This window comes from Pseudomonas graminis (genome assembly GCF_013201545.1).
Lineage (GTDB): Bacteria > Pseudomonadota > Gammaproteobacteria > Pseudomonadales > Pseudomonadaceae > Aquipseudomonas.
The window spans coordinates 4,883,621-4,898,878 of the sequence record NZ_CP053746.1; the positions used below are offsets into that span (position 1 = coordinate 4,883,621).

12 protein-coding genes are annotated in these 15,258 nt (G+C 60.5%); 5 read left to right on the plus strand and 7 right to left on the minus strand.

Annotated features, from left to right (window positions below; all coding sequences use genetic code 11):
• Nucleotides 1–141: 141 nt before the first annotated feature.
• The 6 genes from FX982_RS21805 to FX982_RS21830 all read right to left on the minus strand — a co-directional run bounded on the left by FX982_RS21805 (nt 142) and on the right by FX982_RS21830 (nt 8,587).
• Nucleotides 142–996 carry an alpha/beta hydrolase gene (locus FX982_RS21805; protein WP_172612551.1) on the minus strand — a complete coding sequence of 285 codons (855 nt, stop codon included), beginning with the start codon at nt 994–996 and terminating at the stop codon, nt 142–144.
• Entirely contained in the window at nt 993–1,832 is an 840-nt protein-coding gene (locus FX982_RS21810) for an alpha/beta fold hydrolase (RefSeq protein ID WP_172612552.1), read from the minus strand. Before FX982_RS21810 ends, FX982_RS21805 begins: the two co-directional genes overlap by 4 nt.
• A 586-nt stretch (nt 1,833–2,418) precedes the next feature.
• On the minus strand, nt 2,419–3,600 hold the full coding sequence (locus FX982_RS21815; RefSeq protein WP_122534659.1) for a hybrid sensor histidine kinase/response regulator: 1,182 nt from the start codon (nt 3,598–3,600) through the stop codon (nt 2,419–2,421).
• Nucleotides 3,594–4,211, minus strand: coding sequence for a chemotaxis protein CheB (locus FX982_RS21820; RefSeq protein WP_172612553.1), 618 nt, complete (start codon nt 4,209–4,211; stop codon nt 3,594–3,596). Before FX982_RS21820 ends, FX982_RS21815 begins: the two co-directional genes overlap by 7 nt.
• Nucleotides 4,208–5,029, minus strand: coding sequence for a CheR family methyltransferase (locus FX982_RS21825; protein WP_172612554.1), 822 nt, complete (start codon nt 5,027–5,029; stop codon nt 4,208–4,210). Before FX982_RS21825 ends, FX982_RS21820 begins: the two co-directional genes overlap by 4 nt.
• A 48-nt stretch (nt 5,030–5,077) precedes the next feature.
• Entirely contained in the window at nt 5,078–8,587 is a 3,510-nt protein-coding gene (locus tag FX982_RS21830) for a response regulator (RefSeq protein ID WP_172612555.1), read from the minus strand.
• Between the two features lie 268 nt (nt 8,588–8,855).
• On the opposite strand from FX982_RS21830, the gene FX982_RS21835 reads away from it, so the two are divergent.
• Nucleotides 8,856–9,218, plus strand: a complete 363-nt coding sequence (locus FX982_RS21835) for a response regulator (RefSeq protein ID WP_172612556.1) — start codon at nt 8,856–8,858, stop codon at nt 9,216–9,218.
• Nucleotides 9,219–9,306: 88 nt separating this feature from the next.
• On the plus strand, nt 9,307–10,521 hold the full coding sequence (locus FX982_RS21840) for a glycosyltransferase family 4 protein (RefSeq protein ID WP_172613140.1): 1,215 nt from the start codon (nt 9,307–9,309) through the stop codon (nt 10,519–10,521).
• Between the two features lie 10 nt (nt 10,522–10,531).
• Here FX982_RS21840 and cobF read toward each other — a convergent pair whose 3' ends face one another.
• Nucleotides 10,532–11,293 (minus strand): precorrin-6A synthase (deacetylating), encoded by a 762-nt coding sequence (gene cobF, locus FX982_RS21845; RefSeq protein ID WP_172612557.1) that lies wholly within the window; start codon nt 11,291–11,293, stop codon nt 10,532–10,534.
• Nucleotides 11,294–11,768: 475 nt separating this feature from the next.
• Here cobF and FX982_RS21850 point away from each other — a divergent pair, with 475 nt between their 5' ends.
• The 3 genes from FX982_RS21850 to FX982_RS21860 all read left to right on the plus strand — a co-directional run bounded on the left by FX982_RS21850 (nt 11,769) and on the right by FX982_RS21860 (nt 15,253).
• Nucleotides 11,769–12,674, plus strand: coding sequence for an AraC family transcriptional regulator (locus FX982_RS21850; protein ID WP_172612558.1), 906 nt, complete (start codon nt 11,769–11,771; stop codon nt 12,672–12,674).
• Nucleotides 12,675–12,916: 242 nt separating this feature from the next.
• The gene (locus FX982_RS21855) at nt 12,917–14,239 is read left to right on the plus strand and encodes an ABC transporter substrate-binding protein (protein WP_172612559.1); all 1,323 of its coding nucleotides are present in this window, start codon (nt 12,917–12,919) and stop codon (nt 14,237–14,239) included.
• Nucleotides 14,240–14,320: 81 nt separating this feature from the next.
• On the plus strand, nt 14,321–15,253 hold the full coding sequence (locus FX982_RS21860; RefSeq protein WP_172612560.1) for a carbohydrate ABC transporter permease: 933 nt from the start codon (nt 14,321–14,323) through the stop codon (nt 15,251–15,253).
• The last annotated feature ends 5 nt before the right edge of the window (nt 15,254–15,258 follow it).

A 15,258-nucleotide genomic window follows, 5' to 3' on the forward strand; every position in this document is an offset into this window, starting at 1 on the left:
GCAGGCAACATAATCGGCAGGCAAAACAAAGCCGCGACAACGCGCGGCGAACATGAAAATAAAACGGTGCGGCGTGGGCAGTGGTCCATCTTGCAGTCTCCTGTTTCAACTGCCCCAGCCTCGGCAGTTGCAGGTCGCAAGTCAAGGAACGGCGAAGAAGCGATTGAAACAGTCTGCAACAGAGCGCGCGCCCGTCTCATCGTTGAGGTGCAGATGGTGCCCGCCCGGCAAGGCCGTCACCGTAAAAGGAACACTGGCGAGCAGCTCCCGGTTCTGCACGAGCATGCCCTCCTCGGCGACGATCAACTGCGCCGGACAACGCACCGCCGTGACGAAAGACAGCGCCTGCGCTCCCGTCAGACGAATTGCCGAGGGCAAGGTCAGTCGGCTGTCGCTGCGCCAGGTGTAACCACCCGGCACCGGCATCAAGCCACGCTGGGCCAGGAGTTCCGCCGCCTCGCGACTGACCGCCACCATGCCTTTCATCCGCGCCTCCACCGCCCGGTCCATGTCCGCATACACCGGCTTGCGCTTGCTCTGCTGGGTCAATTGCGCCTGCAGCGCCGCGCCCATGCGCTCGACGACAGACTCCGGCTCGGCCACTGGCGGAACCACACCGTCGATCAAGGCCAGACGATTGACTCGCTGGGGGATCGCGGCCGCAACGATCACCGAAATGATCGCCCCCAAGGAATGCCCCAGCAGGGAAAACCGTTCCCAGCCCATCTGGCCCGCTACCTGCAAAACATCGTGGGCGTAGTCCGGCAAACCATAAGCCGATCCCGGCGGGCGGTGGTCGGAGTGGCCATGCCCGGCCATGTCCAGCGCCAGGATCCGCAGCCCTTCAAGCTTGGGCGCCAGCCGCGCGAAGCTGTTGGCGTTGTCCAGCCAGCCATGCAGGGCGATCACCGGAATGCCATCCTGGGGCCCGAACAGATGAGCCGCCAGCTCAATATGGGGCAGACTCAGACGGATTTCTTCCACCGAGCAGGTCATGCGCCGGCTCGGTGCAGCGCGGCGTTAGCGTCAGCGGTGGCGGCGTCGGCTCTGGCCGTCCAGCGTGAAAACAGCGTTTTGAGCAGGCGGGCGGTGTCCTCGGGATGTTCGAGCGGGAACATATGCCCGCCGGGCACGCAAAGATACACGCCCTCGCGCATGCGCTTGACCGACAACGCATGGTGGCGCCGCACCACATCGCTGCTTTCGCCGCGCACCATGGCCAACGGCACCCGCAACTGACGGGCAAGGCCCGGACTGGTGTGGGGCACGCTGCGATAGATGCTGATTTCGGTGGCGGGATCGAAACGCAAGCGCAACCCGTCGCCCTCGGCTTGCAGCCCATGAAGCAGATACGCCTCGAAACACTCGGGATGGAAACGCCGGAACAGCGACTTGCCGGCAAAGTACTCCCGGGCCGCCTCGACACTGCTGAACACTTCACGACGCCCCAACGTGCGGCCTGCGGGCGTGATGCGATCGATGAAGCCGAAGCGCTTGGCGGCACGAATCATCCATTGATCGAACCGCGTCAGCACCGGTGAATCCAGCATGACAACGCCCCGGTACAACTCCGGATGACGCAGCGCCGCGTGGTAATGCAGCACGCCGCCCAGCGAATGGCCCACGCCCCACACCGGTTCAGGCTGCTCGCGCAAGTGGTGGATCAACTCATCCACCAGCTGCGGCCAGTTGTCCGTTACCGGAAATTGCGGGTTATGAGCATGCTGCTCAAGATGCCGAACCTCGAACTCAGGCCCAAGCGCGGCAAACAACTTGCCGTACGTACCCGACGGAAAGCCGTTGGCGTGAGCGAAAAACAGGAGTTGGGCCATGCCGACGCATCCAGGGCAACCAGAACAAGCCGCGATTGTGCGCACCGCCGGGCTGGGCGGCAATGACCGGAACTGCCATCGATGAGGCCACTCCGGTCATGGGGAGGTATATCTGCTTGAGCGGAAGCGATCGGGTGTCACACCGCCAAAGTTCTGGTGCTATCAGGGGCCTCTTCCCGGCTAAAGCCGGTCCCACTAACAGCAGCGCATGCATTCAATGGGATCGCCTCCGACTGTAGGACCGGCTTCAGCCGGGAAGCCTTTGATCTGCTTTTGATCTTCATACGCAAAAGGCTCAAACACCGCCAATCGCGACTTGGGTGCAGGCTGAACGCAGGTCTCGCGCAGTGGGACGAGCCGCATGGATGCGGCGCGAGCGCCGTCAGGACATGGATGTCCGTTCGGCGCGGGCCCACGGAGCGGGACCGGAGTGAGGGGATTCCGACGAAGGAGGAACCAAGCCAGGAGCAGGCACTTTTGCTTACTTTTGGAGGGTGCGACTTTCGACTTTTCAAAAGTAAGTCGCCGAAGGCGAAACAGTCTGCCCCCAGGCAGACGCTTGTGATCTTGGTCTTAGAGATATCGATCAGAGCGGCAACGAAACCCGAAACATCGACCCCGCCCCTTCCTCGCTCTCGACACTGATCCGCCCGCCATGAGCACTGACGATCTGATCGGAAATGAACAACCCAAGGCCGAGGCCGGCCACCGCATGACTGGCAGCAACACGCTCGAATTGCTGAAAAATGCGCTTCTGATTTTCCGGACTGATCCCGATCCCGTGATCGCGCACCTCGATCCGCGCCTCGCCTGCCTCGCTGTACACCCGCAACTCGATCGGCTTGCGCGCGCCGTAGCGCAACGCATTGGTGAGCAGATTCGCCACCACCTGCTCGATGCGAAACTCGTCCCACACGCCAATCACCGGCGCCGTGGCGTGCAACGTCACCACACTGCTGGCGGCAGCGATCTGCGCCGAATAGCTTTCCACCAGATTGACCACCAGCTCCGACAAATCGAAGGGGCTGGTACGAATCGACAGCTTGCCCGTTCGAATCCGCGACACGTCAAGCATGTCCTCGATCAGGCGAATCAGGCTCTGGATTTGCCGCTCATCGCGGTCGACCATGGCCCGGAGTTTCTCCATGGTGAACGCCGACGCATTGTCCTTGGCCAGATGCAGCTTGCGTAGCTGGGTTTCCAGAATCAGCCCGTTGAGCGGCGTGCGCACTTCGTGGGAAACGATCGACATGAAGTCATCGCGCATGCGAACCGCACGCTCCAGCTCGCTCTGCGTCGATTTCAGCTCGCGCATCAGCGCTTCCTGCTCTGCGCGGCTGCGTTCCAGCTCCTCAAGCTGCTGCTTGAGGGCCTTGCGCTGGCGGTACAAATCGACGAAGACGTTGACCTTGCTCTTTACCGCATGAATATCGAGGGGCTTGTGCAGGAAATCGACTGCACCGCTTTCATAACCCTTGAACGCGTAATTCAGCTCGCGCCCGGCAGCACTGACAAACACGATGGGAATGTTCTTGGTCTTCTCGGTGCTGCGCATCAGCTCGGCAAGTTCGAAGCCGTTCATCCCTGGCATCTGCACGTCGAGAATCGCCATCGCAAACTCGTGTTCAAGCAGCAGCGACAGGGCCTCGTCCGCAGACAACGCCTTGAACACCTGACGGTCCTCACGCTTGATCAGCGCTTCGAGGGCGAGCAGGTTCTCCGGCAGATCATCCACGATCAGCAGTTTGGCTTTGATATCACTCAGCATGCAATTCGTTCCAGCTCGACAAGCAAGGACCCGATGTCGGGCAAAGGCAATAGAAAATCCGGCGTATGAAGAGCAAGCGCCGCTTCCGGCATGGTCCGCGCGAGCGACCGGGCCGGGTCCTGGACCACGGTCAGACCGCCGTACTCCTTGATTCGTGCCATCCCGCGCGCGCCATCGCTGTTGGCACCGGTCAACAACACACCGGCCAGCCGATCACCATAGGCGTCTGCGGCCGATTCGAACAGGATGTCGATGCTCGGGCGCGAATGATGCACCCGTTCCTCCTGGCTTAGGGACAGGCTCAGATCGTTCTCGATGGAGAGGTGATAACTGGGCCCGGCAAAATACAGCGTGCCGGGCTTGATGGTTTCTTTGTCGTCCGCTTCCTTGACCGGTATCGCCAGGTTCGCCGCGAACACCTCGGCCAGATGGCTGCGACGCTGATCCGGCACGTGCAGCACCGCGAGGATCGGCAGCCGATATCCTCTGGGCAATGTACGAAAAATCTTCAGCAGGGCTTCGACACCACCGGCCGACGCGCCCACCACAATGGCGTCCACCGCCGGGAGCGCGGGCGGCTCCGGGGTGGTGTCAGGGAACGACGTTCTCATGATTTGCGGTAGATCCGCTCGAGTTTGACCAAAGGATCGAAGTGGCCCTTGTACCCGGAGAAGTCCAGGGTCTCCTTGCTGCCCAGCACGAGAAACCCGCGATGGCACAGGGACTCGTGAAACAGCCCGAAGGCGCGGTCCTGCAGCTTCTTGTTGAAATAAATCAGCACATTGCGGCAGGAGATCAACTGGGTTTCGGAGAACACGCTGTCGGTCGCCAGGCTGTGATCGGCGAAGGTCACGTTTTCGCGCAGGGTCTTATCGAAAATCGCGTAATCATAGGCAGCGGTGTAGTACTCCGAAAACAGCCGCTTGCCGCCGGCTTTGAGGTAGTTCTCGTTGTAGCCGCGCATGTTTTCCATGGAGAAGATGCCTTGCTTGGCTTTTTCCAGGGAATTGGGGTTGATGTCAGTGGCGTAGATGATCGTGCGTTCGAGCAGGCCCTCCTCCCGCAGCAGGATGGCCATTGAATAGACCTCCTCCCCGGTGCTGCAGCCGGCAATCCAGATCTTCAACGACGGATAGGTCTTCAGCAACGGCACGACCTCCTCGCGGATCGCCAGGAAGTGCGTCGGATCGCGGAACATCTCGCTGACCGGAATCGTGAGGAACTGCAAAAGCTGCATAAAGGCAGAGGGGTCATGCAGCACCCGCTCCTGCAACGCGGAAATGGTCTTCAGTTCAAACTGACGCAATGCATGGGCAACCCGACGCTTCACCGAGGCGCCTGAGTAATCGCGAAAATCGTAGCTGTACTTCAAGTAGATCGCTTCGATCAGCAAGCGCAACTCGATATCGGCGTCTCTCTCAAGGTGCATCAGCAAAACTCTGTCGGGCAGCGGGCGTGGTCAATTGATCCGATTCACTCAGATACGTTCCATCTTCGGCAGCCACACACGAATCAGCGAGAACAACCGGTCCAGGTCAATCGGCTTGGCCAGGTAGTCGTTGGAACCGGCCTGCAGGCAGCGATCCTGATCGTCCTTCATCGCTTTGGCCGTCACGGCAATGATCGGCAGCTTGCGCCAGCGCGGATTCTTGCGGATCTCGATGGTGGCTTCGTAGCCATCCATCTCCGGCATCATCACGTCCATCAGCACCAGATCGATGTCATCGACGGCGTTTAGCTTCTCGATCGCTTCCAGGCCGTTGCGCCCCACCTCGACGATGGCGCCTTTGTGCTCCAGCGCACTGGTCAGGGCGAAGATGTTGCGCACGTCGTCGTCGACCACCAGGATCTTGCGTCCTTCGAACACCCGGTCGCGACTGCGCGCGGTCTTGAGCATCTTCTGGCGCTCGTTCGACAGCTGCGACTCGACCTTGTGCAGGAACAGCGTCACCTCGTCGAGCAGGCGCTCCGGCGAGCGTGCGCCCTTGATGATGATGGTGCGCGAGTACTTCAGCAGCTCGGCTTCTTCGTCCCGGGTCAGGTTTCGCCCGGTGTAGACGATGACCGGCGGAAACGCGCAGATGTCATCGATGGACATGCGCTTGAGCAGTTCATTGCCGAGCATGTCGGGCAGCTTCAGGTCGATGATCATGCAGTCGTAGGCGTTGTCGCGCAGCAGCTCGAGGGCATCCTGGGCGAAACCGACGGCGGTGATTTCGATGTCGTCATCGCCGATCAGCCGCGCGATGCTGTCACGCTGCAAGGCGTCGTCCTCCACCAGCAGGATGCGTTTGACCTTCTGCGTGAGCTTGGCTTCCAGCCGGGCGAAGACGTCCTTGAGCTCTTCGCGGGTCGTGGGCTTGACCGCATAGCCGATGGCGCCCATTTGCAGCGCGGCTTCCTGACGGTCCTCGACGGAAATGACGTGCACCGGAATGTGTCGGGTGCTCGGCAGTTCTTTCAAGCGTTGCAGCACGGTCAGACCGGAATGGTCCGGCAGGCGCATGTCCAGCAGGATCGCGTCCGGGATGAACGATGCGGCCAGATCGAAGCCTTCGTCGGCGGCATGGGCCACCAGACAGTTGTAGCCGAGCTCGTGGGCCAGGTCGTAGAGGATGTGGGCAAATCGCACTTCGTCTTCGATGACCAGAATGCAGCGTTTGGTGAACGGCGCTTTTTCGCGGTCGTCGGCAAAGCGCGGAACAGGCTCGGCAGGCGGCGAAACCCTCACCGCAACAGGCGCGGGCGGCGTGACGCGGGTGGGAACTGGCGCGGGCGGCACGGCAATCACTGGCGCCTCGGCGTACTGCGAAGGCTCCTGTTCAACGTACTCTTCCGGCAGGACCAGGGTGAAAATACTGCCCTGTCCCGGCGCACTGGTGACGCTGATCGAACCGCCGAGCAGACGCGCCAGATCCCGGGAAATCGACAGGCCCAGGCCGGTGCCGCCGTAACGGCGATTGGTGGTGCCGTCGGCCTGACGGAACGCTTCGAAAATGCTTTCCTGCTGCTCCTCGGCGATGCCGATGCCGGAGTCGCGAACGGTGAACGCCACGCCCTCGCCGGGCTGGCGGGAAACGGTCAGGCTGACAGCGCCGCTTTCGGTGAACTTGACGGCGTTGGACAGCAGGTTCTTGAGGATCTGCTCCAGGCGCTGGCGATCGGTGTACAGCGAAACCGGCGTGCCCGATTGGATCTCCACCGAGAATTCCAGCTTCTTTTCGGCCGCCAGAGGCTGGAAGGTCATGCGCAAGCCTTCGACCAGACGGCTGACGCTGCTGTTTTCCGGACGCACGTCCAGCTTGCCGGCCTCGACCTTGGAAATATCCAGAATGTCGTTGATCAGGTTGAGCAAATCGTTGCCCGCCGAGTAGATCGACTCGGCGAACTTGACTTGCTCTTCGGAAAGGTTGTCCTGGGGGTTTTCCGCCAGCAGCTTGGCCAGAATCAGCGAGCTGTTCAGCGGCGTGCGCAGCTCGTGGGACATATTGGCGAGGAATTCGGATTTGTATTTGCTGGAGCGCTGCAACTCGTCGGCGCGGGCTTCCAGCTCAATCTGGGCGATGTGCAATTCTTCGTTATTGCGGTCCAGTGCATCACGTTGGTCGGCCAGCGCCTTGCCCTGCTCGGCCAGTTGCTCGTTGGTCTGCTCCAGCTCCGCCTGCTGGGTTTCCAGGTGGGCCTGGGATTCCTTGAGGATCCGCGACTGCTCTTCCAGCTCTTCGTTGGCCGTGCGCAGTTCTTCCTGCTGCACCTGAAGCTCTTCGTTGAGCTGCTGGGTTTCGGCGAGCACTTCCTGCAAGCGTTGACGGTAGCGCGCCGCCTCGATGGACGTGCCGACGTTCTCGGCCACCAGCTCGAGAAACTCCAGGTCACGGGGGGCCAGTTCACGAAGGAAGCCCAGTTCGATCACACCGTTGACGTGATCATCGTTGCTGGTGGGCACCACCACGACGCTGCGCGGCGAGCCTTCGCCCAAGCCGGAAGTAACTTTGAAGTAGTCCTGGGGCACGTTGTCCAGGGTGATGATCTGATCCTGCTCGGCCGCTTTGCCAACCACGCCTTCACCGCTGTAGATCGACTGCTCGTGCTGCTCCTGCTCGCGGGAGAAACCGTAGGAAGCCACGCGCACCAGACCGCCGTGCTCCTGGCGCACGTACACCGCCGCGACCACCGCGCCCAGGTATTGGGCGAAGAAATGCAGCACGTTGCGGCCCAGTAGATTGAGGGTGAGCTGGCCGATGACCTGCTCGGCCAGTTCGCTCTGGCCATTGCGCAGCCAGGCGACGTGGGACAGGCGCTCGGCGTCCAACTGTTGCGCCTTGAGGTTGGCGGCGTAGGTATCGGACAGCGTGGTCATGTCCCGACGCCCGACCCAGGCCAGAATTCCGCTGACCAACAGAATGAACGCGATATACAGCGAGACCGACAACACGGTGGTGTGGGTCACGTCGGTGTTGCGTGTCAGACGCAGCTGATGCTCGACGTTGGCCGCTTGCTCGTATTGCTCACGCATCTCGTCAGCCAGGCGCTTGCCGCGACGATTCTGGATCGGCGTCTGGTAATCGCCGCCGGTGCGTCGCAGGGTGATCATCTCTTGGGCGAACTCGTTCCAGGAGGATTGCAGCGCGGCCAGTCGCTTGAAGCGATCGACCTGTTCCGGGTTGTCGGCGACCAGTTCTTCGAGGCCCTGGAGTTCGGTGCTGATGGCCGGTTTGGCGACTTCGTAGGGGTCGAGGAAACGCTCATCGCCGGTCAGCAGGAAGCCGCGCATCCCGGTCTCCATGTCCACCGAGAGCTTGAGCGAGCGATTCAGGTTGTTGATCACCCGGTCGGTGTGTTCGACCCACTGGATGGCGGACAACAGGTAGGAAATCAAAATGACGAAGAAAGCCGCACTCAGCACGCCGACAGCCAAAGGTAAACTGACGTTGCGGCTTAACAGTTTGCGGAAACGTTGCTCATCGACTGCAGAGTTGGTGATCATCGCGAGGGCTCAGGCGGATTCGTCTAAACGACGGAGTTTGCCGCAAATCTCGACAAAAACTCCAGCTTCCGACGTACAAGGTTGAATTTTCTCACATTACAGAGAGACTAATTCGGCCGGAACTGTACATTTGAGTGCAGCTTAATAGCTACTACACTCGTTTGAATCGTGTTGTTGCGGCGCGGAAGTTGGCACAATTGCGCCCCCAGCGAAACGCTGTACACCCAATGCCGTGCGATGCGCTCCCTGCCCAATTAAGGAACCTGCCATGTCCGATTCACCCCGCACGATTCTGGTGGTCGAAGATGACAACATCGTCCGGATGTTGATTGTCGACGTCCTCGAAGAGCTTGAGTACACCGTGCTGGAAGCGGCCGACGCCGCCGAGGCGCTTGCGGTTCTGAACAACGCTGACCAGACCATTGACCTGATGATGACCGACCTGGGCCTGCCCGACATGAACGGTAAAGATCTCGCGAATCGGGCGCGTGAAATTCGCCCCGACATCCCGGTGCTGTTCGCCAGTGGCTACGCGGATTCCGTCGATGTGCCAGAAGGCATGCACAACATCGGCAAGCCGTTTTCCATTGATCAGCTGCGTGACAAGGTAAAGGGCATTCTTGGCAACTGAACAACCGGCGCAGCCCACCCCGATCCATGTGCTGATCATTGGCTACGTCTGGCCCGAGCCGCGATCGTCTGCGGCCAGTGGCCACGTCATGCAACTGATCGACTGTTTTCTCGAACAGGGCTGGCAGATCACCTTCGCCAGCGCGGCCACCGAAGGCGAGCACAAGGCCGATCTTGGGGGGCTGGGGATCACCGAAGTCACCATTACCCTCAATCACGGCAGTTTTGATGCCTTTATCAGTGAGCTGCAGCCTGACGTGGTGTTGTTCGACCAGTTCCTGATGGAAGAGCAATTCGGCTGGCGGGTAGAGAAGCATTGCCCGAACGCGATCCGCCTGCTTGAGACTTCCGACCTGCAGAGCCTGCGCCACGCCCGTCATCAGGCGGTCAAGGAACGGCTGGACGGTAAGCCCGATGCTGATCTGACCGGTTATTTTCAGACGTCGCAGGATCAACTGTTCACGCGAATGGCGTCCACTGACCTGGCCCAGCGCGAGGTCGCCGCGATCCACCGCAGTGACCTGAGCCTGATGGTGTCCGACGTCGAAATCGAGTTGCTGACCCAGGCATTTTCAGTGCCTGCTGCTCAGCTCCATTGGGTACCGTTGCTTGTGCGAGAGAACCACACGGCGCCCGCCAGCCCGCGTGGATTCGAAGAACGTGCGCACTTCATCACCATCGGCAACTTTCGCCACGCACCGAACTGGGATGCGGTGCTGTGGCTGAAAAACACCGTCTGGCCGCTGATCCGCGCGCAATTGCCGGCAGCTCAGCTTCGTGTGTATGGCGCGTATACGCCGCCCAAGGCTGCAGCACTGCATAATGCTGCCCAGGGGTTCCACATCATGAACTGGGCTGAAGACGCGTTGGAGGTGATGGGTGCGGCGCGGGTTTCCCTGGCGCCGCTGCGATTCGGCGCGGGGATCAAGGGCAAGATCATCGACGCCATGGTCTGCGGCACACCTACCGTGACGACGCCCATCGGTGCCGAAGCCATGCACGGCGAGCTGTCCTTTCCCGGCGCGGTGGCCTGTGATGCCCAAGGGCTCGCCGACGCCGCCGTCAGCCTCTACACCGATCAGGCACGCTGGGAACGGGCGCAACGGGACGGCTGGCACCTGCTGCCGGCGCGTTACAGCCATGATCGCCATTGCGCCGCGCTGATCGAACGCATCCTTGCGCTGCGGGAGACGCTACCGGCCCATCGCACGGCCAACTTCACGGGCACCATGCTTCGCCATCATCAGCACAAGAGCACGCAGTACATGTCGCAGTGGATCGAAGCCAAGAACAAGAACACCTGAAGCGTTTTGTCTAAAAAACGGCGCGGCGCAGCAGATAGGTGTCCATGATCCAGCCCTTCTGCGCCCGCGCTGTTTCACGCGCCTGACGTATCTGCGCGCTCACTTCGCGCAGCGGGCCTGAAATGAGCATCTCGTCAGGGGTGCCGAGATAAGCCCCCCAATAGATGTGCAGCGCTTCGTCGATAAACCGCTCGAAGGTGCAGTGGGCGTCGAGCATCACCACGCTGTTGCTGATCTGCGCACCCTGCTCCGCCGCAAGCTCTCGCCCAGTGGTGATGTGGATCGGCTCACCAATGCGATTCAGGCCGATGCGATGCCCGGCGGCCAGCGCCTGCACGCTGGTGATGCCGGGGATGACCTCATAGCCAAATGACTCCCGGCCGCGGGCCAGCACCTGATCGAGAATCCGCATCGTACTGTCGTACAGCGCCGGGTCGCCCCACACCAGAAACGCCCCGGTCTGGCCCGCCTTTAGTTCATCGGTTATCAGTTGCTCGAACAGCACGGCGCGCTGCTCGTGCCAGTGCTCGATGCCGCTGCGATAAGACGACGAATCGTCCTTGCGCCGGGGATCGCTCACCTGCACCAGACGATAGTCACGCCCCTCGATGTAGCGCTCGCAAATGTCCCGGCGCAACGCCAGCAGGTCATCATTGGCGTAGCCCTTGTCGAGGATGAAAAACACCTGGGTACGGTTCAGCGCCTTGATCGCCTGAACGGTGATGTGCTCGGGATTGCCTGCGCCGATGCCGATCACGAGGATTTTTTTCATGGGGTGGCGGCTCTCTGGAGGCGTTCGCGGAAGGGGCACCAGCGTATCGGGTTGTTGAGGGGTATGGTTAGTCCACTGCGCAGCTGAGCGTCAAGCCGCAGCATTGATGGCGCCCACTCTGGCCTATTCCCGGCTGAAGCCGGTCCCACTGAACACCGCGGTCCCCTAGTAGGACTGGCTTTAGCCGGGAAAGCATCGGACGTCACTCCGCTGAATTGAGGGTGCTCAAAACGGCCTCTTCCCGGCTGAAGCCGGTCCCACTGAACACCGCGGTCACATAGTGGGACCGGCTTTAGCCGGGAAAGCGTCGGGCGTCACACCGCAGAAATGATGGTGCTCAAAACGGCCTCTTCCCGGCTGAAGCCAGTCCCACTGAAGTCACGCATCCATCTGCATCTGTTTAAAGCCCGCATCTGTATTCCGCCCAGCAAATAGTGCACATTAGCCCCACGCCACTCTCCAGATCGGCACTCGCATGACCAAAACAACAAGAGTCACCGACCCTTCCTACGAGTTGATGGACGACCACAATGGGCTGTCGATCATCTACCGCGAGCACGGTTTTCCCTGCCCGCTGGTGCGCTGGCATTTCCACAAGGAATACGAGCTGCACCTGATTGTTGCCAGTTCCGGCAAGGTCTTCGTCGGCGATTACATCGGCAATTTCTACCCTGAGACGCTGTTTCTCACCGGCCCCAATCTTCCGCACAACTGGATCAGTCAGATCGAAGAAGACGAGGTCATACCAAAGCGCGACATGCTGGTGAATTTCACCGAAGAGCTGCTCGAAAGCGGCAATCAGGTGTTCGCCGAACTCAAGGCCCTCGCGCCGTTGCTCGACCGCGCGCAATACGGCATCGAATTTCGCTGCAAGCGAACGATCCGCCAGGCCACCAAATTGATGCAAAAGATTGCCGACACCACTGGCATGACGCGCCTGGGTCATTTCTTCATCCTGTTGGAATTGCTGGCCGCCAGTGACGATTTCCAGCTGTTGTCCGGTACCACTGCGTCGCAACTGTCGGATGATCACGCCGTGGAGCGCACCAACAAGGCGGTGGAATACATCTTTACCCACTACGCCCGCGAACTGCCGCTGGAAGAAGTGGCGGACTACCTGGGCATGAAGCCCACCTACTTTTCCCGCGTGTTCAAGCAAGCCACCGGGCGCTGCTTTGTGGAATTCGTCAACCGCTTGCGCATCAGCAAGTCCTGCGAACTGCTCGCCGATGGCGACCGGCCGGTGACTGACGTCTGCTTCGAGTCGGGTTTCAACAACATCTCCAATTTCAATCGACGCTTCCAGAAGCTCAAAGGCATGACCCCCTCCCACTATCGCCGCCTCGCCGTACAGCGCCTGACCGAACAAAACCTGTACTGATTCGTTACCCCTTCGCACCCTTCAACTACGCTGGAACTGCCCCGCACCATGCGCGGGCGCAGTTCTACGACGTGGCCGGCTGAATTCCAGGTGCAAAAAAGTATCAGTTCAAGTGCGCCGCAGGATTTGTCAACCAGCGCGTACAAGGCTGTAATCAGCTGACATTCTTCCTGGCCTCCGGAAGAAACAAAAACAATAACCAAGCTTCTGACGTCAGCCTTGGCGCAGAAGAGGAGTGATAAATGAAGACCTCTGCAAATGTTCTCCTTGCCGGTACCTGTCTGACCCTCCTGTCTCTCTGCACCACCGCCACAGCCGGTGAAGTCACCATCGCGACCGTCAACAACAGCGACATGATCCGCATGCAGCGGCTGTCGAAGACCTTCGAAGAACAGCACAAGGACATCAAGCTCAAGTGGGTCGTGCTGGAAGAGAACGTGCTGCGTCAGCGCCTGACCACCGACATCGCCACCAAGGGCGGCCAGTTCGACGTGCTGACCATCGGCATGTACGAAGCCTCACTCTGGGGCGCCAAGGGCTGGCTCAAGGAAATGAACGACCTGCCTGCGTCCTACGCGCTGGACGACGTGTTTCCTTCGGTACGCGATGGCTTGTCGGTTGATGGCAAACTCTTCGCCCTGCCGTTCTATGCAGAAAGCTCGATCACCTACTACCGCAAAGACCTGTTCAAGGCCGCCAGCCTGACCATGCCGGAGCGTCCGACCTGGACGCAGATCTCCGAATTCGCCGACAAGCTCACCGACAAGTCCAAGGAACAGTACGGGATCTGCCTGCGCGGCAAGGCCGGCTGGGGCGAGAACATGGCGCTGATCACCACCATCGCCAACTCCTTTGGCGCGCGCTGGTTCGACGAACAGTGGAAGCCGCAATTCGACCAGCCTGAGTGGAAAAACGCCCTTAACTTCTACACCAACGTGATGAAGAAAGACGGCCCTCCCGGCGCCTCCAGTAACGGCTTCAACGAAAATCTCGCGCTGTTCAACAGCGGCAAATGCGCGATTTGGGTCGACGCCAGCGTCGCGGGCTCGTTCGTCACCGACAAGTCCCAAAGCAAAGTGGCCGACAGCGTAGGCTTCACCTATGCGCCGCACGAAGTTACCGACAAGGGCTCGGCGTGGCTGTACTCGTGGGCACTGGCGATCCCGACCAGCGCGAAGAACGACAAGGACGCGCGCGCCTTCACCGAATGGGCGACGTCCAAAGAGTACGCTGCGCTGGTCGCCGAGAAAGACGGCGTGTCCAACGTGCCACCAGGCACCCGCGCCTCGACCTACACAGATGCGTATAAACAAGCCGCGCCGTTTGCCAACATCACCCTGGAATCCCTCAAGGCCGTGACGCCGAAAACGCCCACTTTGAAGCCGGTGCCGTACGTGGGCATCCAGCTGGTGACCATCCCCGAGTTCCAGTCGATCGGCACCTCGGTCGGCCAGCAGTTCTCCGCGGCACTCGTGGGTACCTCCAGCGTGGATCAGGCATTGACCAGCGCGCAAAGCGTGGCCGAGCGTGAAATGAAGCGCGCGGGTTACCCGAAAAAGGGCTGACACCCGCTGCTTGAAGGCGGCAGGTGCTGAGTGCCTGCCGCACACGTTCACGCTCACGCGTTTGCCCGGTTCGGAGTCAACATGAACACCTCAACCCTGCCCCCGCGCACCACAGCGGCCGACGATCAATCAGCCGCCAAAGGCCGCGTCACCAAGCCCGGCTGGTTTCTGGTCAGCCCCTCGGTGCTGTTGCTGCTGGTCTGGATGATTGTGCCGCTGGGCATGACCATTTACTTCTCGCTGATCCGCTACAACCTCCTGAATCCCGGCGAAAACGAGTTTGTCGGGCTGGAGAATTTCGAATTCTTCGTGACCGACGCAGGCTTTTTGCCCGGCGCGATGAACACCCTGTTGCTGGTCGGCAGCGTGCTGGCCATCAGCGTCATCCTCGGCGTATTGATCTCGGCGCTGCTGGAAGCCAGTGAGTTTCTCGGCCGCGGCATCGTGCGCGTGCTGCTGATCTCGCCGTTTTTCATCATGCCGACGGTCAGCGCGCTGATCTGGAAGAACCTGATTTTCCACCCGGTGTCCGGCATCCTCGCTTGGGTCTGGAAGCTGTTCGGCGCCCAGCCGGTGGACTGGCTGGCCAATTACCCGATGCTATCGATCATCATCATTGTGTCGTGGCAGTGGCTGCCCTTCGCGATCCTGATTCTGATGACCGCCATGCAGTCCCTGGATCAGGAACAGAAGGAAGCGGCGCGTCTGGATGGCGCCGGCCCGATCGCGATCTTCTGGCACCTGACCCTGCCCCACCTGGCGCGCCCGATCGCCGTGGTGGTGATGATCGAAACGATCTTCCTGCTCTCGGTGTTCGCCGAAATCTTCACCACAACCAACGGTGGCCCGGGCTTCGCTTCCACCAACCTGGCGTACCTGATCTACAACCAGGCACTGCTGCAATTCGACGTGGGCATGGCATCGGCAGGCGGTCTGATAGCCGTCGTGATCGCCAATATTGCCGCGATTATCCTGGTACGGATGATCGGCAAAAACCTCACCGACAAGTCTTGAGGGCA

Excerpts from the sequence above, each read along its gene's own strand:
- cobF (WP_172612557.1), bottom strand. The coding sequence starts at position 11,293 with ATGAAAAAAATCCTCGTGATCGGCATCGGCGCAGGCAATCCCGAGCAC.
- FX982_RS21860 (WP_172612560.1), top strand. The coding sequence starts at position 14,321 with ATGAACACCTCAACCCTGCCCCCGCGCACCACAGCGGCCGACGATCAA.
- FX982_RS21840 (WP_172613140.1), top strand. The coding sequence starts at position 9,307 with ATGCAACTGATCGACTGTTTTCTCGAACAGGGCTGGCAGATCACCTTC.
- FX982_RS21830 (WP_172612555.1), bottom strand. The coding sequence starts at position 8,587 with ATGATCACCAACTCTGCAGTCGATGAGCAACGTTTCCGCAAACTGTTA.
- FX982_RS21835 (WP_172612556.1), top strand. The coding sequence starts at position 8,856 with ATGTCCGATTCACCCCGCACGATTCTGGTGGTCGAAGATGACAACATC.
- FX982_RS21820 (WP_172612553.1), bottom strand. The coding sequence starts at position 4,211 with ATGAGAACGTCGTTCCCTGACACCACCCCGGAGCCGCCCGCGCTCCCG.
- FX982_RS21805 (WP_172612551.1), bottom strand. The coding sequence starts at position 996 with ATGACCTGCTCGGTGGAAGAAATCCGTCTGAGTCTGCCCCATATTGAG.
- FX982_RS21825 (WP_172612554.1), bottom strand. The coding sequence starts at position 5,029 with ATGCACCTTGAGAGAGACGCCGATATCGAGTTGCGCTTGCTGATCGAA.
- FX982_RS21815 (WP_122534659.1), bottom strand. The coding sequence starts at position 3,600 with ATGCTGAGTGATATCAAAGCCAAACTGCTGATCGTGGATGATCTGCCG.
- FX982_RS21810 (WP_172612552.1), bottom strand. The coding sequence starts at position 1,832 with ATGGCCCAACTCCTGTTTTTCGCTCACGCCAACGGCTTTCCGTCGGGT.
- FX982_RS21855 (WP_172612559.1), top strand. The coding sequence starts at position 12,917 with ATGAAGACCTCTGCAAATGTTCTCCTTGCCGGTACCTGTCTGACCCTC.
- FX982_RS21850 (WP_172612558.1), top strand. The coding sequence starts at position 11,769 with ATGACCAAAACAACAAGAGTCACCGACCCTTCCTACGAGTTGATGGAC.